The organism is Candidatus Jettenia sp. AMX1, from assembly GCF_030263775.1.
Classification (GTDB): domain Bacteria; phylum Planctomycetota; class Brocadiia; order Brocadiales; family Brocadiaceae; genus Jettenia; species Jettenia caeni.
On record NZ_SZPP01000012.1, the window covers coordinates 1 to 25,986 of the forward strand.

Annotated in this window: 27 protein-coding genes; 16 read left to right on the top strand and 11 right to left on the bottom strand. The window is 37.3% G+C overall.

Going from position 1 to position 25,986, the window contains the following annotated elements:
* Positions 1-305, top strand: a 305-nt coding sequence (locus tag FBQ94_RS04265) for a hypothetical protein (RefSeq protein WP_285442003.1), incomplete at its 5' end; no start/stop codon positions are given.
* A gap of 80 nt (positions 306-385) precedes the next feature.
* Here FBQ94_RS04265 and rd read toward each other — a convergent pair.
* The 4 genes from rd to FBQ94_RS04285 all read right to left on the bottom strand — a co-directional run bounded on the left by rd (position 386) and on the right by FBQ94_RS04285 (position 3,725).
* Positions 386-544, bottom strand: a complete 159-nt coding sequence (gene rd / locus FBQ94_RS04270; protein WP_007223031.1) for a rubredoxin — start codon at positions 542-544, stop codon at positions 386-388.
* 120 nt (positions 545-664) lie between these two features.
* A complete protein-coding gene (locus FBQ94_RS04275) occupies positions 665-853 on the bottom strand; it encodes a ferredoxin (RefSeq protein WP_007223032.1) in 189 nt (62 codons plus the stop codon).
* Between the two features lie 641 nt (positions 854-1,494).
* Positions 1,495-2,250: an amino acid ABC transporter ATP-binding protein gene (locus tag FBQ94_RS04280; RefSeq protein WP_007223035.1), complete on the bottom strand. Its 756-nt coding sequence runs from the start codon at positions 2,248-2,250 to the stop codon at positions 1,495-1,497.
* Positions 2,251-2,330: 80 nt separating this feature from the next.
* Positions 2,331-3,725, bottom strand: a complete 1,395-nt coding sequence (locus tag FBQ94_RS04285; RefSeq protein WP_285442004.1) for an ABC transporter substrate-binding protein/permease — start codon at positions 3,723-3,725, stop codon at positions 2,331-2,333.
* Between the two features lie 497 nt (positions 3,726-4,222).
* Here FBQ94_RS04285 and FBQ94_RS04290 point away from each other — a divergent pair, with 497 nt between their 5' ends.
* Positions 4,223-5,209 (top strand): magnesium transporter, encoded by a 987-nt coding sequence (locus FBQ94_RS04290; RefSeq protein WP_007223037.1) that lies wholly within the window; start codon positions 4,223-4,225, stop codon positions 5,207-5,209.
* A 225-nt stretch (positions 5,210-5,434) separates the two neighbouring features.
* Here FBQ94_RS04290 and FBQ94_RS04295 read toward each other — a convergent pair whose 3' ends face one another.
* The gene (locus tag FBQ94_RS04295) at positions 5,435-8,056 is read right to left on the bottom strand and encodes a LamG-like jellyroll fold domain-containing protein (protein ID WP_007223038.1); all 2,622 of its coding nucleotides are present in this window, start codon (positions 8,054-8,056) and stop codon (positions 5,435-5,437) included.
* A 439-nt stretch (positions 8,057-8,495) separates the two neighbouring features.
* Here FBQ94_RS04295 and FBQ94_RS04300 point away from each other — a divergent pair, with 439 nt between their 5' ends.
* The 3 genes from FBQ94_RS04300 (at position 8,496) to ilvE (ending at position 10,793) form a co-directional block, all read left to right on the top strand.
* Positions 8,496-9,107 carry a ribonuclease HI family protein gene (locus FBQ94_RS04300; protein ID WP_007223039.1) on the top strand — a complete coding sequence of 204 codons (612 nt, stop codon included), beginning with the start codon at positions 8,496-8,498 and terminating at the stop codon, positions 9,105-9,107.
* 97 nt (positions 9,108-9,204) lie between these two features.
* Positions 9,205-9,900 (top strand): ABC transporter ATP-binding protein, encoded by a 696-nt coding sequence (locus FBQ94_RS04305; protein WP_007223040.1) that lies wholly within the window; start codon positions 9,205-9,207, stop codon positions 9,898-9,900.
* A gap of 29 nt (positions 9,901-9,929) precedes the next feature.
* Positions 9,930-10,793, top strand: a complete 864-nt coding sequence (gene ilvE, locus FBQ94_RS04310; protein WP_007223041.1) for a branched-chain-amino-acid transaminase — start codon at positions 9,930-9,932, stop codon at positions 10,791-10,793.
* On the opposite strand, the gene lspA is transcribed toward ilvE, so the two are convergent.
* The 3 genes from lspA to FBQ94_RS04325 form a co-directional block, all read right to left on the bottom strand.
* Entirely contained in the window at positions 10,790-11,266 is a 477-nt protein-coding gene (gene lspA, locus FBQ94_RS04315; protein ID WP_007223042.1) for a signal peptidase II, read from the bottom strand. The genes ilvE and lspA overlap by 4 nt on opposite strands.
* Positions 11,267-11,274: 8 nt before the next feature.
* Entirely contained in the window at positions 11,275-11,649 is a 375-nt protein-coding gene (locus tag FBQ94_RS04320) for a TraR/DksA family transcriptional regulator (RefSeq protein WP_051006233.1), read from the bottom strand.
* A 324-nt stretch (positions 11,650-11,973) separates the two neighbouring features.
* On the bottom strand, positions 11,974-12,165 hold the full coding sequence (locus FBQ94_RS04325) for a hypothetical protein (protein WP_007223044.1): 192 nt from the start codon (positions 12,163-12,165) through the stop codon (positions 11,974-11,976).
* Between the two features lie 258 nt (positions 12,166-12,423).
* Between FBQ94_RS04325 and FBQ94_RS04330 the strand changes: the two genes are divergently transcribed.
* Positions 12,424-13,305 carry a tetratricopeptide repeat protein gene (locus FBQ94_RS04330; RefSeq protein ID WP_007223045.1) on the top strand — a complete coding sequence of 294 codons (882 nt, stop codon included), beginning with the start codon at positions 12,424-12,426 and terminating at the stop codon, positions 13,303-13,305.
* 172 nt (positions 13,306-13,477) lie between these two features.
* Here the strand turns inward: FBQ94_RS04330 and FBQ94_RS04335 are convergent, their stop codons facing one another.
* Complete coding sequence (locus tag FBQ94_RS04335) at positions 13,478-14,053, bottom strand: molybdenum cofactor guanylyltransferase (RefSeq protein ID WP_007223046.1); 576 nt, start codon at positions 14,051-14,053, stop codon at positions 13,478-13,480.
* Between the two features lie 128 nt (positions 14,054-14,181).
* Between FBQ94_RS04335 and FBQ94_RS04340 the strand changes: the two genes are divergently transcribed.
* From FBQ94_RS04340 to FBQ94_RS04385, 10 genes are all read left to right on the top strand, one after another.
* Positions 14,182-15,144 carry a peptidylprolyl isomerase gene (locus FBQ94_RS04340; protein ID WP_007223047.1) on the top strand — a complete coding sequence of 321 codons (963 nt, stop codon included), beginning with the start codon at positions 14,182-14,184 and terminating at the stop codon, positions 15,142-15,144.
* An 84-nt stretch (positions 15,145-15,228) separates the two neighbouring features.
* Positions 15,229-16,416, top strand: a complete 1,188-nt coding sequence (locus FBQ94_RS04345) for an aminotransferase class I/II-fold pyridoxal phosphate-dependent enzyme (RefSeq protein ID WP_007223048.1) — start codon at positions 15,229-15,231, stop codon at positions 16,414-16,416.
* 28 nt (positions 16,417-16,444) lie between these two features.
* Positions 16,445-17,806, top strand: a complete 1,362-nt coding sequence (gene rsxC / locus FBQ94_RS04350) for an electron transport complex subunit RsxC (protein WP_007223049.1) — start codon at positions 16,445-16,447, stop codon at positions 17,804-17,806.
* A 2-nt stretch (positions 17,807-17,808) separates the two neighbouring features.
* Positions 17,809-18,840, top strand: a complete 1,032-nt coding sequence (locus tag FBQ94_RS04355; protein WP_007223050.1) for an RnfABCDGE type electron transport complex subunit D — start codon at positions 17,809-17,811, stop codon at positions 18,838-18,840.
* Position 18,841: 1 nt separating this feature from the next.
* The gene (locus FBQ94_RS04360) at positions 18,842-19,570 is read left to right on the top strand and encodes an RnfABCDGE type electron transport complex subunit G (protein ID WP_007223051.1); all 729 of its coding nucleotides are present in this window, start codon (positions 18,842-18,844) and stop codon (positions 19,568-19,570) included.
* A 24-nt stretch (positions 19,571-19,594) separates the two neighbouring features.
* Positions 19,595-20,122 carry an SMC-Scp complex subunit ScpB gene (gene scpB / locus FBQ94_RS04365; RefSeq protein ID WP_007223052.1) on the top strand — a complete coding sequence of 176 codons (528 nt, stop codon included), beginning with the start codon at positions 19,595-19,597 and terminating at the stop codon, positions 20,120-20,122.
* A gap of 88 nt (positions 20,123-20,210) precedes the next feature.
* Entirely contained in the window at positions 20,211-20,900 is a 690-nt protein-coding gene (nfi, locus tag FBQ94_RS04370) for a deoxyribonuclease V (RefSeq protein WP_007223053.1), read from the top strand.
* Positions 20,901-20,911: 11 nt separating this feature from the next.
* On the top strand, positions 20,912-22,609 hold the full coding sequence (locus FBQ94_RS04375) for a YvcK family protein (protein WP_007223054.1): 1,698 nt from the start codon (positions 20,912-20,914) through the stop codon (positions 22,607-22,609).
* A 399-nt stretch (positions 22,610-23,008) separates the two neighbouring features.
* Positions 23,009-23,491, top strand: coding sequence for a Na/Pi cotransporter family protein (locus FBQ94_RS04380; RefSeq protein ID WP_007223055.1), 483 nt, complete (start codon positions 23,009-23,011; stop codon positions 23,489-23,491).
* A gap of 53 nt (positions 23,492-23,544) precedes the next feature.
* Positions 23,545-23,841 (top strand): hypothetical protein, encoded by a 297-nt coding sequence (locus FBQ94_RS04385; protein WP_007223056.1) that lies wholly within the window; start codon positions 23,545-23,547, stop codon positions 23,839-23,841.
* A gap of 26 nt (positions 23,842-23,867) precedes the next feature.
* On the opposite strand, the gene FBQ94_RS04390 is transcribed toward FBQ94_RS04385, so the two are convergent.
* A complete protein-coding gene (locus tag FBQ94_RS04390) occupies positions 23,868-24,416 on the bottom strand; it encodes a shikimate kinase (protein ID WP_007223057.1) in 549 nt (182 codons plus the stop codon).
* Between the two features lie 19 nt (positions 24,417-24,435).
* Positions 24,436-25,914 (bottom strand): shikimate dehydrogenase, encoded by a 1,479-nt coding sequence (locus tag FBQ94_RS04395; protein ID WP_007223058.1) that lies wholly within the window; start codon positions 25,912-25,914, stop codon positions 24,436-24,438.
* Between the last annotated feature and the right edge of the window lie 72 nt (positions 25,915-25,986).

Genomic DNA, 25,986 nt, shown 5'->3' on the forward strand with positions numbered 1-25,986 from the left:
GTCTCTCCTTCCCAATCACGCAACACTCAGTATGGTTGGCTGGCTATGCCTTTACCTATGAGGACTTTCACCTCATCAGAAAACGTCAAGCTTCGCTTGACGCACTAGGAAATTGCTTTTTTTCCCATACAACTATAGTAAAACAGAAAAATGAAGAAGATTCCAGTCTTTTGTTCAGCGTTGCCCGGTTGGAAAATTGCGTAATACAGCGATCAGAAAAAATAGAAAAGAATAAACAGAACACAATGGGTACATACTTCCACAGGCTGTCCGAGAATGCAAAATTTAAAAAAAATAAATTTTGATATTAGAGGACTTACGACATGAGAATTTACCCAAATATCTATTCTCGGGCAGCCTGTAAAGGTCTGACTCTGCATAACTATCAAATTTTCTCAAACTGATCCTGTGGTGCACCGCATACGGGACAAACCCAATCTCCTGGCAAATTCCTGAAACTAGTACCGGGACTTACCCCGTAATCAGGATCGCCAATTTCTGGGTCATAGACATATCCACAAACTATGCATCTGTACTTTTCCATTTTTAAACCTTCCTTTCGTTTTGAATATTTCCAAACACACCCGATTGAAAACCCTTCTATTTCAGTTCAATTGTGATTAAACCATTGAAGTAGTTATTGAAAGTCTTATCAGAAATACTTTTATTCTACTATATATATACACGACACCGGACATTCATCAGATGCTTCTCTGCAGGCATCCTCAACTTCTTTAGGAACAATATCAACATACACTACTGATTTATCGCCTTCCATCCTAAAAACTTCAGGACAGATTTGAGTACATAAGGCACAACCGATACAGACATCTTGATCCACCTTTGCCTTCATAATCGACTCCTTATCTAAAGTCTCAGTTTTTACCTAACAACTTCTTGAGAAGTGTAAAAGTATTTCCCACTACATACCTCTTTGTTATATCAGAATCCTTTACTGCTTCTCAAAAGTTTTTCCTGGAATACTATCAGAACTCATAACACTATTCTCGTTACCATAATCATGGTTATACACATATCCTTCACCTCCATCATGCATCCTTAAAACAAAAAGAGTCCAATTGCAAAGACATTTATTTGAAAATATCTTCAGCAATAAGACTCTCTTTTATTATAAAACGATTTTAACAACTCTTTACTTGATACCTTCTGATCACTTACAGTTTACCTTTATCGTGATATACTTTATTTTTAGCAGGTTTTGGATTTATATCAATCTAAAAATGAAAATAAAAAAACAACAAAGGTAGGAAATGGAAGCATAATCTCTTGCGCATGAATCCTAACTTGGCGATCAACCCTAATGCAAAAAAAGTGCACCAATGAGCATAATCATTAGACAACTCCATAAGCGATAGACAAGAATATTTGTTTAGGAATATTTATATTGGGCGGGAAGAATCGACAACAGGGGTAGATCGATAGCAGTTGAGATAGAGAAATGACTTTGCAGTTCTGGATTAAAACACAAAAGGCTTACTTCATAAAACGGCTGAGAAATACCTTTGTACGGTCATTTCTTGGATTGTAAAAGATATCTTGCGGCCCCCCCTGCTCTACAATATCGCCTTTCTCTATGAAGATTACGTGTGTAGAAATATCCCTTGCAAAGCTCATCTCGTGTGTTGCGATTACTGTTGTCATTCCTTCTGACACGAGATCTTTTATTACCTTGAGCACATCATCAATCATTTCCGGGTCAAGGGAGGATGTCGGTTCATCAAAGAGCATCGCTTCAGGTCTCATAGCAAGGGCACGGGCAATAGCAACCCGCTGTTGCTCTCCACCCGATAATTGTTCAGGATAATTCTGAGCTTTTTCCTCTAAGTTTACTTTTCGGAGTAAAGAAATAGCATTTAACTCAGCTTCAGCCCGACCAATACCTAATACATGGATTGGAGATTCAGTAATATTTTGAAGAACTGTCATATGGGGAAAGAGATTGAACTGTTGAAATACCATTCCCACCTTCTTGCGTATATTTCTTAAAGCAAGTTCTTCTTGTGCCTTATGGTAATCTGATTCATTAACACCATACCGTGTTTGGCTATCAATAGAAATCCACCCTCCACCAAAAGGCTCCAATCCATTTATACACCGTAAGAGCGTACTCTTGCCACTTCCCGATGGCCCAATAAGAGTAACAGCACTTCTTTTTGCTATGTCTACACTCAACCCTCTGAACAGAGGCTGATAATTATAGTGTTTAAATAAATTCTGGATTTTAATCATGTGATTTTACTATCCATTTGATTTAAAAATATCCGCAGAATCTGTAAATTATACAGATTCTTATTTACCTTCCTAACTTTTTATCGACTTGACGATGATCGTGTTAGTTTTTTTTCCAATTTTCTTGCATACAAGGAAAGAGGATAACTCATACCAAAATAAAGGAGGGCTGTGATAATCCCCAAGGTGAAAAAATTCATTGATGAAGCAGCTAACATACTATAACTCTTTGTGAGTTCTACTATAGCAATAACTGAAACTAAAGACGAATCCTTAAATAAAGCAACAAAATCATTCGTCATCGGTGGTATCGTGATACGGAATGCTTGTGGTAAGACAATTCGCCTTAAGGTCAAACGCATTGACATGCCCAGAGATAAAGCCGCCTCAGTTTGCCCTTTAGGAACAGATTGTATACCTGCACGATAAATTTCAGCCTCATACGCAGCGTAGTTCATACCTAATCCAAGAATAGCAGCGGCAAGTGCGCTTAAGGTAATACCAATGTTAGGTAAACCATAATACAAGATATAGAGCTGAATAAGAAGGGGTGTACCACGGTAGATTTCAATATAGGCCGTAGAAATTTTTTGTAACCATATATTGCCGTATAGCCTCATAATTGCCAGTATCAAACCTAAAACAACCGCCAGCATCATAGACAAAATGGAAATACCGATTGTGACCAATGCTCCTTTTAGCAAGGTCGGTAAAAATGTAGTCACCCGAAGAGGTACTTTTTGAGAAACAGAAGGAGGACTTTCTGTATATTTTTGTAAGAGTTCATCATGTAAGAAGAGTTTTTCCTGAGAGGTATTCCACAATCCCCATCGGCTGTAAATCTTCTTTAATTCACCCGATCTCAATAACTTCTCAAGAATTGTATTTATCTCCTCAACCAGGGCTGTATCTTCTTTCCTGAAAGCAATGCCATAATATCCTTCTCCCACTGGCTCACCGACTAAGCGTAACTGTGGATTTGGCATAGCATAGTATAAGGCAACGGGCATATCCACAAAAACGGCATCTATACGGCTTAATAAGAGATCTTTGAAAGGTTCCACCTGCCCGCTGTAACTATTAACTTGTATATCCCCCATTTCGTCCAGCATTCGTTTGGCTACCGTATTATACAGGGTGCCAACCTTTTTCTTCCGAAGATCTTCCAGACAATTAATGCGGATTTCCGAGGCACGGGTAACGATTTGTTCTGCGTAGGCAAAATACGGACGACTAAATAATACAGCCTGTTCTCTATCCGGTGTTATCTCGATACCATTCAATGCAATGTCAAAATCTCCACGCTGAAGTGCAAGCAAGATGCTGTCCCACGCATTTTGGAAATATTGCACCTTCACACCCATCTCCCTGGCAATAGCCTCTACAAGATCAACCTCAAAGCCAATAAGTTTCGAAGGATGTTTGAGATCATAAAATACATACGGGGCCCCCCCTTCTGCATCAAACCCCCACACTAATACCCCGGTAGATTTAATTTTTTCAAGAGTATTTTGATATGCAAATGCAGGAGTAGAAGAAATATATAGTATGGAAAAACACATTTGTAATAACAAAATAATACGAATTATTATCGGTTTATAGCTCATAGAAAAAGGGAATTTCAGTATTTCCTCTTATTGGATATTTCAGAATTTTTCCCTGATAAACACTTCGGATATTTTCATTCTTCTAGGAAGAAATCAAGGGAGATTATCCAGGTTTTATTTACAATACTTATAGTAAACATACGTATTTTGACATCTCTGTAACAAAATAATTTACGCAATATTACTGTGTAACTGATCTGAGGTCAAGAAAAAGTCATGGTATTGTCAGCGAAGATATAAAAAGCTATTTCCATGTTCCTTAAACGCTCAAGACTCAAACTGTATTCCAAATCTGCCTTGAATGTATAAAAAATTATTATATACTTAAAATTTTAATATCTATCAAAAATAGTAGCAGATCAGTTATGCACTTTCATAATAAACATAAAATAATTAAAAAACATTCTGAATTTAAATATAGCACCGAGATGTTTGCTGTTTCAGAAGATAATACTGCTCAAACCGCTTTTGAATTACTGCGTGGCAGTAACCTTTCCGGTAATATTTTTTATTGTTATGTTATAGACAAAGATGGGAAATTAACAGGTATTATACCTTTAAGAAAACTTATAACGGCACCTTGGGGAACCATGGTTTCTGATATTATGGTACGTAATCCAATTCGATTAACTATGCAAACTCCTTTTGATACGGTTCTTGAATATTTTTTAATATATAAATTCCTTGCTTTCCCTGTTGTCGATGAACAAGGAAAACTTATCGGTATTGCACGAGCGAACGATTTTATAGAAGATACAATAACTATCGAAGAAAAAATGGAGCAAGCACGGGATAATCTGCTCAAAATAATCGGTATAAAATTGGAAGAGTTTCGAAAACCTTCTATCTTTAAAAGCACCTTTTTACGATTTCCTTATTTGCTTTTTAATATCTTGAGTGGGCTCACCTGTGCCTTTATTACCAATCTATTTAGCAGCACGGTAGATAAGTTTGTTTTTGTAGCCTTCTTTATAACTATAATTTTAGGCCTTGCAGAGAGTATAGGTACTCAAGCTGTTGCGGTCACTCTCTCTTCACTTGAGAAAACAATCAGGATGAAAAGACTTGTTCTCTATGAGACACTGGTCGGAGCAAAAATAGGTATGCTATGTGGGGGAATATTGTATCTTGTATCCTTTTTGTGGTTATGGGAACAAGCCTTTTCTATCGCTTTATCCCTCACTATCTTATTTTCCATTCTTACGGCTTCTTTTCTTGGATGCATGCTGCCGATCCTTTTTAAAAAGATGGGTATCAATCCAACGCATGCCTCTTGCCCCTTTGTATTAGCCATCGCCGATGTTGTATCATTAACTTCATACTTTTCTCTTGGAACATATCTCCTCAATTAGTTTGTATAATTGATGTAGATATAAAAAGCACGATAATACTTTGAGATTCTTGCTCTATCATCTGATTGTTTAACCACCAGAGTATTTAATATCTCTCCTATCATTTTGATCTTCCTTGCGGAAAAGATAATGTATATGGAACCAAAGAAATATATAGTCAAAGAAATCTATTTTTCGAAAAGCATTTGAAGAATTCCTTAGTGGTTTTCTTTATCTTGAAAGCCGCTAATTATACAATCCCTGTACCTTATTATACAAATTTTGTATTTCCTGACTACTCAAAGCTCGATTATAAAGGCGTACATCGTCTATAATACCACTAAAATACCCCTTATTAACCCTTGAGTAACCTACTCTCATATCAGGATAAGCTGTCATTGGGACTATAGTATTTCCTACCGGATGAGTTCGGGTATTAACTAACAGCCCATTTACATACAACTTCTGTTCTCCTGTTATTTTATTGTAAGTGCCTGCAACATGGTACCATTTGCCAACCGAATTTCCCAAATCCTTTTGAACAGTTCTTGTCGATCGCGTTCCACTCCCATTTTGTGTTACTAATATAAATTCAAGGGTATCAGGGGTACTTTTGTAAAATCGTACATCAAAACCTTGCCGATATTGAGAATTCAAATTCCACTTATATGCGCCAAATATAGCATCAGCATAGGTTGCATCACTGGCATTTTTATAGAACCACGCGGTAATTGAGACCTCATCGTAGTTCATGCGAGGAACTGATACAGAATCATCAATCCCATCGAAGTTCAATCCTCCCCCAATTTTACCGGTTGTCCATGTAGCGCCATTAATTGTACCATTATTTTCGTTGCCAGATGAATCATTCACAACAGTCCCTACTCCTTCGTTGAAACTATAGAGAGCCTTCAGACTAGAACTTGCCGTAAAGACAAGATCCGAAGAACTTGAGCTATTCCCGTATCCATCAACAGAAGTAACTTTATAGTGATACAAAGCACCCTGGGTTAGTTCAGTAAGTACGATAGTATGGGAAGTCACCAGAGAAGCATTCTTCACAGAACCATTCTCATAAGCAGATGTTGGTCCGTAATCTACTTTGCTTGTCGAAGGTTTATCGGTAGTCCAGGTTACTGTTGCTTTTGTATTATTGGATACCACTTGAATGTTACTGATTACCGGCGGCGTTGTATTATTATAGAAAGGACCGGGCGTTATTGTTACATTGCCAAAACTGACATCTGCATAATGAGCTAATAACAACAATGAACCCTGTTGTAACTCTCCTTCTACCCCTAGTCCTCTCAAATCCCATTCTGAAGGTTCGGATGTACCTTTTTCCCATATTCTTAAAGAGTAAACACTTTTCCCTCCAGCCGTTTCCGCCCGCATTTTAAATAAATATTCTATACCTGTCTTTAAATGCCGGCCACTTTTGTCTTCTGCAATTGAACTTTTATTTCCAAACATACGTAATATATAATCTCCTGACTCTCCATTCCATACCCAATCATATCCTCCAAAAGCTCCAAAAGGATACCATCCCCACCTCGGACGGCTGCCATCCCAATCGTAATGACCTTTCCACCTCATCACAAAACCAACAGAACCACGGTGTGTTGAAGATCCTAGCTTGTGAATAGTAACAGGGGCGGTAACCTCATACTCATCCCAGGAAACATCACCAATTGCAATCAAACGATCATACCCTTTTATCGCTGTACGAACGCCACCTGTCCCTAACACCCAGATACCATCAACAACCTGCGCCACATCTTGTATATTCGTAACAGAGCTCCAGTTAACAGAATATGTTTCAGGCCATATATTCCCACAATCGTATTTAATATCCACAGTCTTAAGAGCTGTGTTACCAAAAGTATCAGTTGCCGTAATTGCAACTTGATTTTGTCCGCATAAAAGATCTGTGTATGCTATATCTATGTTAAAATCGCCAAACGAAGTAAGACGTCTTTCATCTGGTCCAAGAGAGAGAGGATACTTTGGTCCTCCATTCAGAGAATATGATAGTGAGGAAATATCATCCAGGTCAGGGTCTGATACCCTGCCCAGGATATTTATCCATCTTTGTGGTATTCCAAGATATCCAAAACGCTGATAATTACCGTACCAAACGTTAACTACAGGTGGTTTTGTGTTCCCGCCGTCCTCCGGATTAATAGGAGATGATGTATTGAAGAAATAATCAATCAGGCCGGTATATGCCGGTATACTGCTGCTGCCAGAATTCCCCACAAATATCCCTACTGATTTTACTGTTAGACCATAGCTAAAGCTAACGTTAGTAAACCATTTCACTCTATTATAGGAGTACGATTGTGTCCACTGGTTTCCCTGTCGTTTAATACGCATATATAAAGGAACAGGACTAGGAGTATCATCCATTATAATACGGTTTTTTTTGGTGGTGGAAGATCCATTTGCATAACTTGCAGCAAAAATTGTAATATCTGTGCTATTAGAATAAAAATCAAAGCGCAGATAATTTTTACTATCCTGTTCAATAATTAATCCTTGCATCTGATACTTTTTGCTTAATTGAGACCCGAACTTTACCTCAATCTCAAAATCGGTATTATTAGCAGGCTGCATAATCCGCGGAGCAGTATTTCCTCCACTCCTTATCTCATGTGATATCCCCGCAGGAACAGATATTGATATACCAGTTCCTGTCATGATCAGGCTTGCATCTCCAAGAGGATTAATAAATGTCCATATATCTTTATTGAGATTTGTTGCCCTGAAATCATCAGATACAATATTTGACTGACCATAAGTCAAAACCGTATAAGAGGGCATGGATATACAAACTGCAGCGATAAAATACCATATACTTTTTCTCATACAAATCTTTCCTCCTCAAGATATTACTAAGGAATGGTTAATAATAGTATTGGACAGTACACAATCCTTTAAGAACTGATCATTCATACAAAAATATCAAAAAATATACCATAGAGGAGAAAATTTAATTTAATTGCGTTTTTGCGGCAAAACAGACCTCTCCTGGAAAGAAAAAGGAAATACATCTATGATACATTTGATAAAGTGTGTGACATATCACAAAAGTGTGCTGTTACAAAATGCGGCATGTCACATGAGGTATGAAGGGCATCAAAAAGGATGCATACCTGGAGAGAATTATTGCCAAAATATCGTTCTTTATTAAGAAAAAATCAGGTTTGATACTTCTAAAAATATTTGCTATTCAGAAGTCTGATCTCTAGAATATAATGTAATACAATGGATTTTTAATATATTTTATAAAGGGAGCTTATATAGTATGGAAGATACGCCCTTTCAAGAGTTATTACCCCTAATATTTCAATACCTTGATAAAGAAAAATTAATCAAAGAGAATCCCTCTATAACTGAAGAGATGATCGATACCTTTATTCAGGAAATTTCTCATCAAAAAAAAGGGAAAAAATCTGATGAAGAAAGATTACAACTGCATTCAGGTATGCAACATAAAACAAGCGAATTGGATGAACTTATTATTCATACCGACGGTGCATCAAGGGGAAATCCCGGCAAAGCAGGCATTGGCATAGTTATATACGATAAAGAACATCATATTATTGAAGAGGCATGCAGGTATATCGGAAAATCTACCAATAATGTTGCTGAATACCGGTCAATGATACTGGCAGCTCAAAAAGCCATTCATCATAACGCTAAAAGAGTAATCTTTAAAACGGATAGCGAACTTCTCGTAAGACAACTGAATGGTATATACCGTGTAAAAAGCGCCAGTATTCTGCCTCTCTATAATGAACTTATGGCGCTTCTACACAAGATATCTGTGTGGAAAATTCAGCATGTGCGCAGAGAAGAAAACATCCATGCCGACGCTTTGGCCAATCAGGGAATTGATGACTCTTTGGAAAGGTAGTAACGTTAAATTAAAATTGACTAATATTTACCCGTGTGATATAGTTGCAGGCTAAAAATATTTGTTCACGGTGTAGATAAATGGTAATGTGAATATCATGAGCAGCAGTATATTACAAGCTATAAATATATTTAAGGAATACACAAGCGGTGAACGCACATTACCTGTCTTACATGGGGTAAATCTCTCTGTCGAAAAAAATGAAATTGTAGCAATTGTAGGCGCATCTGGAGCAGGGAAAAGCACGCTATTACATATTTTAGGAATTTTAGATACACCTACGTCTGGTTCAGTATTATACAAGGGTATAAATCTCACGAAATTAAGTGCAAAAAAACAGGCAGAGACAAGAAATCGCACCTTCGGATTTGTCTTCCAGTTTTATCACCTTTTACCCGATTTTACTGCATTAGAGAACGTTTTACTGCCAAGTTTGATAGGAAGTGGATTCTCAAATTCAAAAATACCGGATAAAAACTACAAAAGTAAGGCACTCTCACTGTTGGAGAGAGTCGGACTGGGAAACCGGGTAACGCATAAACCATCGCAACTTTCCGGCGGGGAAAGACAGCGAGTCGCTATCGTACGGGCATTAATCAATAACCCTGAAATATTGCTGTGTGATGAGCCTACAGGTAATTTAGATACAAAGACAGGTCATGAGATTCTCGAATTAATTTGGGATTTGAACAGAACATCACACCAGACACTGATAATCGTCACTCATGATGAAGAAATAGCCAAACATGCCGGACGCATTGTAAGAATTATCGACGGACGTATTTTAGAATAGAAGGAAAGAAAGGAGTAAAAGGTAGATTAATGGGATTAAAGATTTATATAAATGGTCAAATACTTCCTCAAGAAGATGCTAAAATATCTGTCTTTGACCATGGGCTGCTCTATGGAGACGGAGTATTTGAAGGAATACGTGCCTATAATGGGAAAATATTTACATTAAATCAGCATCTTGATAGATTGTATGATTCAGCAACAGCCATATCGCTAAAAATTCCCTTAACAAAGGATGAAATGGCGCATGCTATAAAAAAAACCATGGAGGCTAATAATCTAACGGATTCTTACATTCGCCTCGTTGTTACCCGAGGCGTTGGAAAACTTGGATTAGATCCCAACAAGTGCGCAACACCGCAGGTCATTATTATCACAGATACCATTGAACTATATTCAAAAACACTTTATGAAAAAGGACTGGATATTGTAACAGTAACAACGATTCGAAATCATTTTTCTGCCCTCGACCCCAAAATAAAATCGCTTAATTATCTGAATAATATCTTAGCAAAATTAGAATCCATACAAGCAGGAGCCGGAGAAGCGCTCATGCTCAATAAGGATGGTTATGTAGCAGAGTGTGCTGGGGACAATATCTTTATTGTTAAAAATAATACCCTTTTAACTCCTCCGGAAAACGCCGGAATATTAATCGGCATTACCCGGAATATTGTAATGGAATTAGCCACTGAAATCGGAATCCAGGTTAAAGAAGAATTAATGACCCGATACGATTTGTATATTGCCGATGAATGTTTTTTGACCGGAACTGCTGCTGAAATTATTCCTGTTGTAAGAATTGATGGAAGGATAATCGGTACAGGGAAACCAGGAAAAGTAACTCTGAGCTTACTGAAAAAATATCAGGATCTTACAAAAAACAGTTTTTAGGCATGCTCATTCTGCTTCTTTAAGGAAAAGGAGCTAAAAACCATGATAGATATACCAACGCAAATCAAACTATCAGCTATATTAAAAGTAGGCCAGTGGTATTTATCTTTAATATGGAGATCTATAAAATCTCTTACATGGCTGAACCATATTCTATCCCATAGGTTTCCTATAGCACCCGCCAGAATAAGTCCCAAAGCTACATTTGATACAAAGAATGTTTTATCTGACCAGATATAAATACATATAATTATTATAATTGCTATAGCTGAAAAAGCGATGAAAGCGTTCGTTCTACCAGGGAACATTCCAAAAACAACACCCTCATTTTCAGTTCTTAATATATTTAGTAAACCAGGAACTATGGTTACTTTTTCAAAGGCATCTAACCGGGAGAAAACAAACCACTTTGATATAATATCGAGAATTACTCCACTCACCGTAGTAATAACAAATGCGGGTATGTTTTTCATGGAATATACTAGGCGTGATCGACTTCCTCTTCCCTCTGGCAATCAATACAAAGTTTTGCATAAGGCACAGCCTTTAGTCGCTCTTTATTTATTTTTTTCCCGCATAACTCACAAATACCAAAGGTACCTTCTTCAATCTTTTCTAAAGCAGTGTCTATATCACGCAGACTTTGTTCTCCTGTCTGTATAAGCTCGATCATAAGATCTCTTTCATAATTGTCAGTACCCACATCTGCCATATGAATTGGAACGTTAGACAAGTCACCAGACGCATCTTGTCTGGATCTTTTTAACGCCTCTCCTTGCATAGAATCAACTTTGCCTACTAATCTTTCACGCAACGAAAGCAGAAGCTTTTTGAACTGAGTAAATTCTTCTTTCATTTCCTTCTCCATCAATTAAAATCACGAAATAACATGCCTAAAGTTATAACATCATTACCCGAATGCGACACGACTTTTTAAAACAAACTGGAGAATCTGTCATAGTTAAAAGGATTCGTTTTTCCACACACAACATACTATAAGCTTAAATTCTAAAAAGTCTAGCATATATTAAAAAATAGTCAATAAAATAGATAATTCCTGATAAAAAGAGTATCACAAGATTGATCTTCAGCAAACTTTGCCCTAATAAACAAAAAAGGGATAATGCCGCACGACCCGCATTATCCCTTATTAATAATCACTTAAAATATAGTATCTTTATTATTGCCCTTTTTTCTTTTCTTTAGTCTTTTCCGGAACAATATCATTTATTTGCCAATTCCGTTCAAAGGCAGTACAAGATTTGTATGATACATCACGCATAAGGATATTACAAAAGGCAATTTTTGCATCTAAAATAATGGCATAATTACATCCAAAACAAATGCTCTTACTATTTTTCTTATTTTTCATCTACTGATTACTCCATTAAGGGTTAGCAGGAATATAAGCACTTCACCTTACAAAGTAATAATATTGATATTTACAAAAGAAGTCAATGTAAAAAAGAATAATATTGCTTCCTGTTGATGTATGTCAAACAGGTATAAATTTATTTGTAAAAAACGATTAAAATCTCTTGAAATTTACACTATTAGGTATAATATATAACTTTAAATTTTGGATAACTTTACTTCCGTATTATTACTGTTTTTGTAGGAGGAAAAAACAATGATTATGCAAAAGGAGAAAACAATAATAAAGAAATCGCTTAAAATTTTTCTTATGGCGTCATTCGTAATAACTGCCAGGTACAAAACAACATTGGGAGTAGAAAATCGGTATAAATACGAGAAGCAGGAAGCAAGATACCAAAAGAGTTCCTTCCATCAATTCCAAACCACTCTTGAAAAAACTTTTGATGGATTAGACCAAAAAGTGGATAACCTTGATACTATGAACCAAAATTTGGAAGGACGAATTAATATGCTTGCATCTGAGAAGGATAAATTGAATAAAGCATATGCGCAGATGAGAACGAAACAATCTGCATTGGAGAAAGAACATACTAAACTGAAGAAGAAAACTACGTCCTTAGAAGTTGCATACAGCAAACTCACTCACAAGACAAAAGTAGCCAAAAATACTAACGCATCAAAACCAGTAGTAAAAAAGACTTCAAAGGCTTCAAAGAAAAAGATGGCACAAAAAAATCAAGCCAATACAAAACTCAAGAGCACAAAACAAAAAACTGCCAATAAAAAGATATCTGTTGATAAGAAGGTATCTCTGAATGATACTCAAAAGGGAGAAGATACTTCTCCTGTACCATCCTATCCTTCAGTAACCCCAAGAGCAAATATATCTGAAGAAAGAAAGGCTGAGACTGTTAGTGAATTAGACATTAAAAAGATTAACGAAAAAGGTATTGAATACGGCAAGAAAGGAATGTATGACGCGGCGATAAAAGAGTTTCAAAAAGTCGCAACCGTTGAACCAGGCATGGCTAACATTCATTACAATCTGGGCCTTGCATACAAGAAAAAGGGGATGATTTCAGAATCTGAGAAAGCGTTCGCTGAATATGAACGTCTTAAAGGGCAAACCAACTAAATTACAGCGAATTCTTAAGAGCTTATAATTTTCAAAACTATCAAAAGCATATTTTATATAAGGATGGTACAAACCATCCTTATATAATGGTATGAGCAATTTACTTATTTACAAATTCTTAAGCATTTATACGTGCAAAATTTGATTTAAGTCAGTCCACCAACAACCCTCATTAATTGTTACCACAATATTTCTTGTATTCTTCAGGGGTATTTAAATTAATAAGGGATTGCCCAGATGCATCCAATCCTCCGAATTCCTTTTCATCCACAATCTTTACCCTCACTTCTGAAAAAAAATCAACAATTCGTAACTTACCTTCTTCAAGACAGCGATACATCGGCTGTATGCAATTCGTGGAATAAAAGGCATGCATAGGTTCTAACCCACGGTTAGTCTGAGGCACAACCACATCATAGCCAACGATATATCTCCTGAGATAAAGAATCACCTTTTCATTAATAAAGGGCATATCACAAGCAACTACGAAGGCATGAGAATTTTTTGTATACATCAACCCTGCGCAAATACCGCTCAGCGGACCTTTCTCTGGTATCACATCGGGCACTATGGGTAAATGTAAATTATCATAAATACTACGATCATTTGCTGATATAATAATTTCATGGAAGATTTTATTCAGTTTAGTTATTTGATGCTCAATAAATGTTTTATCTCCGTACTTAAGAAACGATTTATTGAAGCCCATTCTCCGGCTTCTACCACCTGCCATGATAATTACCGTCACTCTATTCTCCTTACTTTTTAAAGTTAAAAAACGTTGACACCTTAATTTTAACTGTGATATAATTAAATTTCAATTTATACTTCTTGTAATAAGCGTTATCTGTTTAATTTTATCGAATGAGTATCGTAATGAAAATCTATGTAACAATGTATCTTTTCGCTTTATTCGTTTTTGTAGGAGCATTTTTCACCAAGATAACATTGGGAAAAGAATCGAATACCAAAAAAATCACAAAGAATGAACAACAAACGGTTGCTGATACTGATAAAGATGTAGTAGCCATTGTAAATGGGCAAAAAATTACAAGGCAGGATCTCTCGAATCTTTTAATAGATACCTATGGAGAGGATGCATTGGAAGTGCTTATCCGGAGATCGTTAATCTATCAGGAAGCAGAGAAAGAAGGAATCAACGTTACGGCTGCAGAGGTTGAACAAAAATTAAAAAAGCTCGTCAGCACCGAAATTGAAGATCTTATGCGAATCAATAGGATAAAAGATAAAGCCGATCTTGAAAAGGAATTGGCAAAAGTTGGCGCCAGTTTTGAACAATTTGAAGAAAAACTATTAAAGAAGATGAGAAAACAAGCGGAAGTTGAGATTCTCGCAGAAAAGATTATGACAAAAACAATCGCTATTACAGAAGAAGATCTGCAAAAAGCCTATGATCTGGAATATGGCGAGAAGATAGAAGCAAGCCAAATTGTCTTTAAAAGCCGCAGAGACGCCGAAGAAGCACTGAAAAAGTTACGGGCAGGCGCGGATTTCGAAACCCTTGCAAAAAACGAGTCAATTGATCGCGCCTCTGCTATTAAAGGCGGCAAAATGCAACCTTTTAGTCCAAAGGACACTGTAGGCAAAGAGGTAGCATCTTTAAAGATCGGAGAGCTCAGTGATATTATAAAAACAGACTACGGCTATCATATTATGAAGGTTACGAATAGGAAGGCAGCCAGCAATAAGAGTTACAAAGCCGTCAGAGGGGAATTGGAAAAAGTAGTTAAAAATCAACGATACCGGGAGAGAATTGGACCCTGGCTTATTAGCCTTGTAGAAAATGCTTCAATCACAAAAAATTTGAACCGTAATTAAAATGAAAAACACTTTTATATTATTTCATATGTTTTCTATAAAAAATTTTTTACCATCACAATGTGAGTCCATTGAAGAAATCAAATGCCTGAAGAATTTATAATTAATGTTGCTAATAGAGTAAAACGGTTACCACCTTATTTATTCGGTCGATTAAATGCACTAAAATACGAAAAGAGACGTAATAACATCGATGTGATCGATTTGGGCATGGGGAACCCTAACGATCCTACCCCCGAACCAATTATTCAGAAATTATGCGAAGCTGTACAGGATCCGAGAAATCACCGATATACAGTCTCTGCTAATGGTATTTTTAATCTCCGTCGAGAGGTTGCTAAATACTATGAAAAACAGTTTGGAGTATCCTTAGACCCGGAAGAAGTGGTTTGTACTATTGGATCAAAAGAAGGGATATCCCATTTGTGTTTAGGTTTACTGGAAACAGGTGATATGGCTCTTGTACCCAATCCTGCCTTTCCTATCCATATTCATGCAGTGAATCTTGCTGGAGGGAGTGTTATCAGTGTACCACTCACGGAAGATGAAAAATTTTTACCTAACTTAATCAATACGGCCAAGAGTCTTATTCCCCGACCCAAAATAATCATCTTAAACTTTCCTCATAACCCTACAGCAGCTACAGTTGAATTAAGTTTCTTTGAGGAAATTGTAGCCTTTGCCAAGAAACATAACATTATCATTGTCCATGATTTCGCATATTGTGAGATGACCTTCGATGGTTACAAGGCCCCTAGCTTCTTACAGGTTAAGCATGCAAAAGAGGTAGGTGTAGAATTTAATACCATGTCAAAATCATTTAACATGGCAGGCTGGAGACTAGGTTTTTGCGTGGGAAACAAGGAAATTGTCAATACCCTGGCAAAGGTTAAGGGCTATTACGATTACGGCATCTTCCAGCCAGTACAAATTGCCTCAATCATCGCACTCCGGGAATGTGATAAATATGCAAAAGAGCAGGCAAAAATTTATCAATCCAGAAGGGATGTGCTCTGTGATGGACTTAACCGTATCGGATGGGATGTAAAAAAACCTAAGGCATCTATGTTTGTTTGGGCGCCTATTCCTGAAAAATATCGTTCTATGGGTTCGGTAGATTTCGCCTTTAAACTTATTAATGAAGCTGAAGTAGCCGTTGCACCTGGCGCTGCCTTTGGAGAGAATGGTGAGGGATATCTGAGGCTTGCAATAGTAGAAAATGAATTGCGTTTAAAACAAGCCATACGTCAAATTGATCGTGCATTAAGATAAATTACATACAAAAGTAAGATCTGTAAACATGATAACCCTTGTCAAATCAAAATTAAAAACCTTTGTTGGCGGTATCCATCCTGTTGAGGATGGAAAATCTCTTACGAAGGATAGAAAAGAGGTACTTGCCCCGCTTCCAAAGATCGTATACTTACTTATGAGCCAGCATATTGGCGCTCCTTGCAAACCCATTGTTAAAAAAGGGGATTATGTAACAAAAGGCCAATTGGTTGGAGAATCGCAAGGTTTTATATCTGCGAATGTACACGCCTCTATTTCGGGTAAAGTAACCGATATTGTATCATGGCCACATCCAGTTACTGGCATAAAATCTCCGTCGGTTATTATCGAAAGAACTGATGAAGATTCATGGACGGAAGGTACCAATGTCGAAACCGATATAGATCTCATTTCTTCTGATGAAATTAAACAGCGTATCCAATCAGCAGGAGTTGTGGGATTAGGTGGCGCCACTTTCCCTACTCATGTAAAACTTACCCTGCCGAAAGATAGACCTATCGATACCGTTGTAATGAACGGTGCTGAATGCGAACCCTACCTTACCTGTGATTATCGGCTTATGCTTGATAGATCACGCGAAATTATCCAGGGCTTAAAGCTTATTATGAAGTGTATCGGATGCAAAAAAGCGCATATCGGCATTGAGGCGAACAAAGAAGATATTTATACCCTTTTCAGAGATATTCTATCAGATGAGCCGGATATTAAAGTAGATCTTATGGAAGTAAAATATCCACAGGGAGCCGAACATCAACTTATTAAGGCATTATTGAACAGGGAATTTAAACCAACGCAATTACCTTTAGAGGTAGGTGCTATTGTAATTAACGTAGGCACCGCTTTTGCCGTGTATGAAGCAGTAAAATTTAAAAGGCCTCTCATTCAGCGCATAGTTACCGTTACCGGGAATGGGGTAGAAAATCCGCAAAATTTCCTCGTTCGTTTAGGGACACCGATCAAACATTTACTGGAAGAAGCAAGGGTCGTTTCAAATATCGATAAGATTATTTTTGGTGGCCCTATGATGGGCATTGCACAAGGCAATATAGATACCGCCGTTACCATCAAAGGAACGGGAGGTATTCTCGCATTCAAAGGTACTCAGCAACGGAACTCCCATGCATGCATTCGATGTGGACGTTGCATTGATAGTTGTCCGTATGGACTTAATCCCAGCATATTAAGTATCCAAAGTGAAGCAAAAGAGTTTAATCTGGCGTTGGAAAATAACGTAATGGAATGTAAAGAATGTGGTTGCTGCACATATATTTGTCCAGCAAAAAGACCCATTGTCCACCTCATTAAATTTGCAAAGGCTGAGATTGCTAAACAAAAGGCACAGAAGGCAACGCCGGTCGAACGAAAATAAAAATGTTAAACCAAGTTCAAGATAAAAGTATTTTAATTGCTAGCGCATCCCCTCATATTCGTGATACAGACAGTATTCCACGGATAATGTGGGCCGTGGTACTCTCTTTAGTTCCTGCCGGGATCGCCGGTATCTTTACCTTCGGATATTACTGTCTGTACGTCATTTTATTAAGCATTGTAAGTGCTATTTTCACTGAAGCGCTTATTCTATGGATGCGAAAGATATCAGTCATAAGTACCTTGAAGGACGGTAGCGCTGTTGTTACGGGTATCTTATTAGCATATACCTTACCTCCTGGCGTGTCATGGTATATACCTGTAATCGGCTCTTTCTTTGCAATTGCCATTGTAAAACATGCTTTTGGAGGACTTGGAAATAACATCTGGAACCCGGCGTTGGCAGCACGCGCATTCCTGCAAACTGCTTATCCTGCCGCTCTTAATTCAGATTGGCGTGTCTTACAACATGGAATTGGCAATCTTTTTCATAACATAACAGAAATTGACCCTGAAGGAAATATGGTAGATGCTGTAACAAGAGCAACACCGCTAGCAAAAGAGGCAGGGGCAGAAGCATACCATTTCATGCAACTCCTCATAGGAAGCGTACCAGGCTGTATCGGTGAAACTTCCACAATTGCCTTATTGTTGGGTGGCGCCTATCTAATCTATAAACGTTACATAAACTGGTATGTACCAGCTTATTATATAGCTACGGTTTTTATTATGGTTTTAATTTTACCCTCACAAATAAAAACACCATGGGCCAATAATCCCTTTTATCACATTCTTGCAGGAGGGTTGATTCTTGGGGCGTTTTTTATGGCAACAGATATGGTTACCTCTCCCTTAACAAAATCAGGGCTTATCATTTTTGCTGTTGGTACAGGTGTATTAACAGTACTGATTCGTTTTTATTCTGGCTACCCAGAGGGTGTGTGTTATTCTCTATTGCTTATGAACACAGCAACACCTCTTATTGATCGATTCACAAAACCCCGGCTATACGGTACCAGAATAAAGAAAGCTTAAGATGCAAAAGAAGACACAATACACGGTTGTTCTGACTCTCGTTTCCCTTTTGGCTTCTCTTGGAGTCTCATCAACCTTTTTGCTTACCAAGAGTACCATCAAAAAAAAGGAACTGGCTACCCGGATGGAGGCATTGTATACCGTGTTACCTGGCCTGGAAAGTCCAATAGAAATTACTTCCCCAAATACAACTGACCAGGACCATGTTTATAAAGGTATCAACAAGAAAGGCCAGGTTATTGGCTATGCAGCGTACGGGGAAGCGCAAGGATATTCAAGTAAGATTAAAATCATGGTTGGAATCGATCCCAGCTTTGAAAAAATTCTCGGTATCAACATTCTTGCACAAAATGAAACTCCTGGTTTGGGAACAAAAATGACTGATATCGAGAGTACCTCTACACTTTGGAGTATAATTTTTGGCAAAGAACCGAAACCGCTAGACCGGGATAGCAATGAATCATGGAAATTACCGTTCTTTAAACAACCGGAAAGAGTTAAGAAATTTGGATTATCAAAAAAGGTAAAAAATAAAACTCAACCGTGGTTCCAGGAGCAATTCAAGCAAAAAATGTATAATCAGCTTGTTGTCTCAAAAGTAAAAGATGCTGATAAAATTACCGCTATTACAGGAGCTACCATATCTACAAAAGCAGCAATCAATGCTGTACGGAATGCCATAGATAAAATCAAGAACATTGCTCAACCTGTGGACTGGGAAATCAAATGATCTTTTGTAAACGGCATTTTGTATATGAGAGAAATAGAAGAAATTAAACCTATTGTTGAATCATTGATATTTGCAGCCGAAGAACCTATTACGCTACGAAAACTGAAGGATATCATTGAAGATATTGATAGCACTCAAATTCAGGAGGCCATTACACAATTAAAGAACGACTATGAGATACAAGGAAGATCATTTCAAATTGAAGAAATTGCCGGCGGTTATCAGTTATATACAAAACCTGAATATTATGAATGGATAACCAAATTAAGAAAGAAATCGGGAGAAACGAGACTTTCACAGGCAGCTCTCGAAACACTCGCTATAATTGCCTATAAACAACCTATCTTAAGGGCAAATTTAGAATCCATCCGTGGAGTCCAATCAGGCCAAATTATTCGATTGCTTATGGAAAAAGACCTTGTTAAGGTCGTAGGAAGGGATGAGTCATTAGGACATCCTTTACTCTATGGCACCACAAAAAAATTTCTTGAATATTTTGGGTTAAAAGATATTAAAGATTTACCTAAAATTGAAGAATTAGAAGCCCCTTAGTAAGGATAAATACTTCCCGGCGCATATACATATTTTTTGCATGAAGCGTGTTTTCTCTGCTCAATGACGAACACCACGGAAAATAGATATGAAATTCAACAAATTACACGCATGGAATGTAGATTATAAAAAAGCCATTCAAATTCAACAAACGCTAAGGGATTTATTAATTATAAAAAAATCATCCGGGAAAATAGATACGATAGCAGGCGCCGATGTTTCCTACGACAAACAGAGTGATTATTTCTTTGCAGGTGTGATTGTATTTACCTTGAACAAATATTTAGAGCAGATTGAAGAAGCTACAGCAATAGGCAAGGCAAGATTTCCTTATATTCCCGGGCTGCTTTCCTTCCGTGAGGCGCCTATCCTGCTTAAGGCATTTCGTAAACTCAAAAACGAGCCCGATATTATTCTGTTTGATGGGCAAGGAATTGCCCATCCCCGGCATCTTGGCCTGGCATCTCACATGGGGTTGATTCTCGATAAACCAACCATTGGGTGCGCAAAGAGTAGATTGGTAGGAGAATATAGTCCCGTTGAAAATGCGGTAGGCTCATACACAAAGCTTCTATACAAAAATGAGGTTGTAGGGGCTGCACTTCGAACCAAGATAAATACAAAACCTGTATTTATATCTCCCGGACATAAAACAAATCTGGCATTTGCGATCCGTATTGTTATGGCAAGCTGCTACAGATACCGTATTCCCGAACCTATAAGACAGGCCCATTTATTAGTAAATAAATTAAGGAAAGAATCACATTTACAGAAGTAAGGAGTTTTGTTATGAAAATAAAGGCTGTAATCTTTGATTTGGATGATACCCTATATGATTGTACAGGTCTGCTTATCGATGCATCAAGGAAACGCGCAGCTAAAGCGATGGTCGAAGCAGGACTACCATGCACAGAAGAAGAAGCCTATCAGTTACAAAAAGAACTTTCCGATAAATACGGCCCATATCATCTGGTATTCAACGAAATCGTAAACAAATATCGTGCAAATACGACGTTAATCAATATTGCCTACAAGGCATACAACAGCAGCGAGGTTTCTGAGATCAAACCATTCCCCGATGTTATTCCTACGCTTAAAGAATTAAAAGACAGAGGTTACTATCTTTTCCTTTTATCTGTAGGCGTTCACGAACGTCAGGAGAATAAGATAAACATTCTTGGATTAAGACCATATTTTGATGAGATTGTAATTAACGATCAGGAGATTGGTCCCCTTATGGAGGATTGCATCCGTAATCTTATTGGAAGATATACTATCAGCCCTTGCGAAACGGTTATGGTCGGTGACAAGATACGGGATGAATTGCGAATTGCAAAATCCTTAGGCATGATCACTATTCAAATGCTGCATGGAAGGTATAAGAATGAGCCCTCTATGAATGAATATGATAGACCTCATTATAAAATTAAACGCATCTTCCAGGTCCCTACCATTCTACAGCTCAACAATGTAGGAAGGACACCCGACAGGCTAAAAATTGTTGCTATTGGAGGAGGTACAGGACTTCCCATTATGCTGGAAGGTTCAAAAACATACAGTAAACACCTTACCGCTGTCGTAACCGTTACCGATTCAGGCAGAAGCTCCGGTGTTCTGCGGGAAGAATTTGGAATACTTCCGCCAGGAGATGCGAGAAATTGTCTTGCGGCGCTCTCTGAAACGGAAGAACAGGAGCGAGACTTGTATCAACTGTTCCAATACAGATTCAACAAAGGATCATTGGAAGGCATGAGTCTTGGAAATCTGCTCATGGCTGCATTGACTGATATTACCGGTAGTTTCGAACAGGCGATTAAAAAGGCAAGTAAGATATTGAGTATTCGGGGTAAGGTACTTCCTTCAACCCTTACAAACACTCATATTTGTGCAGAATTAGAAGATGGAACCAAGGTAGAGGAAGAATTTAATGTACGTGCCCTGGGAAAAGCACCCATTAAAAATGTCTTTTTGAAAACCAAAGATGTGACACCTCTCCCGGAAGCTGTAGAAGAAATTCTAAAAGCAGATATTATTGTGATAGGACCAGGCAGCCTCTATACAAGCCTTATAACAAATCTCCTGGTCTCAGGCATCAGAAATGCCATCCGAGATAGCAAAGCTAAAAAGATTTATATCTGCAATATTGTCACTCAACCTGGACAAACTGATCACTACAAGGTTTCTGATCATATCAATGCTGTTGTAAAATATCTTGGGGATGGTGTGCTCGATTATGTCATTGTGAATAATAATATCCCCCGTAAAGACATCCTTGATAAATATCAAAAAGAAGGGGCTGAATTAGCTTTAATGGATGAGGGCGTTTATAATTTGAATGTGAATATTAAGAAGGCCGATTTGATTGAGGACATTAACCAAAAACGCATTCTTTGGGAGAAACAAGACCTAATACGGCATGATCCTGACAAACTTGCTGATTCGATTTGCAGAGTATATGCCAATTTACCATTATTAACAATAAGATAAAACTTTGCAAAGCATCAATCAACAACAAGACTTAAAACACAACAAATCTGAGTTTTTTGTAAAGAAAAGATTACCTCTGTATCATACTCAAAGCATCCCAAATGTATTTACGCCGCATTGAATATTCGTTTCATATCTTACTCTTTCTTTCCTGACAAAAAGTTTTATAGGTCAAATAAAGCAAAGTTAAGAGAATAAACAGCAGTAACCCCGATAGGTGAAAAGAAATACTCTGACAGGTAATTGCAACGAAAAAATATCATTGATTTTGATTATAATTATCTGTATACATATATTCATAATTTAGACAAATCATATTTATCCAGGCATGCTTCAATGCCTTTTAAGGCATGTTGAGGCATAAGAATATCTGTTTATAGAGAAAAGAAAAAAATAAATATGAAAAAATCAAATGCGAAGCAGATGTCTAACCCCACAGAAGCCATAGTATCATTAGAAAAAGAACTAAAAAATTTTGATAAACAAATTAAGGTCTTACTAGCAGGTTTCTCATCTTTGGTTAAGAATTTTGATACTGTTGTAAAAAAGATTGATACCCTTGAAAAACGAATAGACATCATGGAAAAGACCTCACATTCTTCAATCAAAACCCTTGAGATAAATAAAAAACAAACGGAGTCTGCGTTAAAAAATTTTCTGGAATTAGAAAAAAAGATAGGGTCCGGGATTAAGGAGCTTATCACCAGGAATAAAGAGATGGAAGATGTGGCAAAAAGGTCGAAAATCATGGAAAAGAACCTTGAATTGTTAAAATCAAGCCTTGAAATAATAGAAAATGATGTTTGTGAAATCGAAGATATGAATGAAGAGGTATTAGATATCATGCAACAGATACAGGATTCTTTAGAGGAGAATGATTAGAGGTATTTATTTCGTGTCAAGGCTTACCTTACTACTATTATAGGAGTGAAAATATGAGTGAAGAAAAAAATACTGCTCTTGAAGGACAATCTCCAAAGAAATCTGCATCACGCCAAAAACCTCTTGTCAAAAAGCCCAAAAAGGAACAAACAAAACCAGACATCCAGACAAAATCCCTCCCCGATGCAGAATCTGCTGCATCATTTGTAAAAAAGATTCATGAAATTGCTGATAAAATAGAAGAGAAACCTATAAAATCGTTTGAGAAAAAGGAACAGGCAGAGATCATTAAATCTTACGAGAAATTAATCTGTAAGATGGTGCGGGAAATTAATAATTCCAGACGATAGAAAGAGAAAGGTAAGATGCTGGAATCTCATACATTACTACAATTTTTTAAAGCTACTGTATAATTTTGAGTAAAAGCAATTATTTTATTTACTGTGTCGTTTATGGGTAGAACGGTTGTATCAAATACAAAATCTGCTGCTTTATCATAAAGTGATCTTCTGTATGCTAAAAGATATTCAATTTCCTGATAGCCGTTCAAATTCGTAAGATTCGGTCTTTTATGTTGTGTCTGAATATTCTCATAAATTCGCTTGTATATAGTATTCACATCAGCTTCCAGGAGGATTACAATTCCATTTCTTTTCAGCCTCCTGACATTCTCTTCTCTAAGAATTACCCCTCCACCTGTAGCAATAATCGTATCATTTAAACGGCACAACTCTTCAATAATCCGCACCTCAATATCTCTAAATAGATCTTCTCCACCTTCAGCAAAGATATTTTGAATTGTCCTCTTCTCACGCTGCTCCAGATACTCATCCGCATCAATAAACACCTTACCAAGCCGCTGGGCAAGTATTCTTCCTATGGTTGTTTTACCAGTGCCACGAAATCCAATTAAGATAATATTCATGTACTAAAAGTGATCTCCGTCACTCCCCATGATATAGTTTTTTATAGGCAATTTTCTCAATTAATTCAAGTGATGGCATCTGCCCTGTCCACAATTTATATTGTGCTGCTGCCTGGTGTACAAACATTGACAAACCGCCTACAGTCCTACAGCCCAGACTTTTGGCATCGCGTAATAATCTCGTTTCCGGAGGATTATAAACAGTATCAAAGACAATCATGTTGGGTTTTAGATAGTTTTTATCAATTGGGGTTTCATGAACTGAAGGAAACATACCCACAGAAGTTGCATTAACTACTATGTCCGCTTCTAGTGCCGGGAGATCACTGAATTTCCTGTAAAAACAGTCAACTTCACAGGCAAGTGATTGTGCCCGTTCATAATTTCTGTTGAAAATCGTTATCTGTGCCTCACGTTCCTTTAATCCGAAAGCAATCGCACGGGCTACCCCCCCTGCCCCGAACAACGTAACCTTTTTTCCCTGTAAACTTCCCGCCTTTGCTGCCATTCCGGATACGTTATTTATATCTTCTAATACTCTAACAGCAGCTTCACAATCTGTATTAAAACCAATTAATCGTCCGTCTCTGTTTACAATCGTATTAACTGCTCCAATCTTCTTTGCTATTTGATCTATTCCATCCAGATGACCCATTACAGATTCTTTATGAGGAATTGTTACACTATAACCCTTTATATCTAATCCTCTAAATTCTCTTATAAAATTCCCAATAGTATCCACTTTAAAAGGAACATATATATTATGGAAACCCATCTCCTTAAAAAGGGTGTTATGAATAGCGGGACTGATGCTATGAGAAACCGGATTTCCTATTAATCCATAAATCGATGTATGTTTATCCTGCCTTCTCACGTGATACGTATTAAGAAGTTCGTGAATACTAACCTGTCCGGGAGCTGATTCCTTTCCTGATTGAAGAGAAGCAAAGGTCAAATAGCTGCCAAATTTCTTATATAATATTCGGCTAATAATGCCATACTCACCCATACAGAACGAAATTGTTGGCATATCAACCTGCTGAAGCAATTGATATATCTTAACATTATCGGTAATACCGTTCGCATAAGGAACTATTTTTATAATGTCAGCGCCACTTTGCTTAAGTCTTTGAAAAATACCTGTAAGGTCATCGGGTGTTTTATCAAAGTTATGATAAGACACGATTCGCTTTGTTTTGCCGGTATTGTTTACCTTTTGAATACTATCATGCTCGACATCTATGTAATCAACTTGTAATTCGACAGCAAGCTTTAGGAGTGAAATCCTATCTTCTTCACTCCCGGTAAATTTACCACCTTCCCTGACAGGCCTGTTTGTAACAATTACCGGCTTTATGCATCCTTTTAACAGCCGTTTTAAATTCAGGTCTTTTATATAATCAATGCGTAATTCGACAATATCTGCAACCTCTGATGCCTCTGCAATATCCTTAAGGGCATCTTCAAGGTTATCTGCAATAATAGGTACACAAATCATATAGTTATAAGAAAATGTTATTTGACATGGATGTAAGAAATTTATTTCATATGCAGAAGTACCTCTTCACTT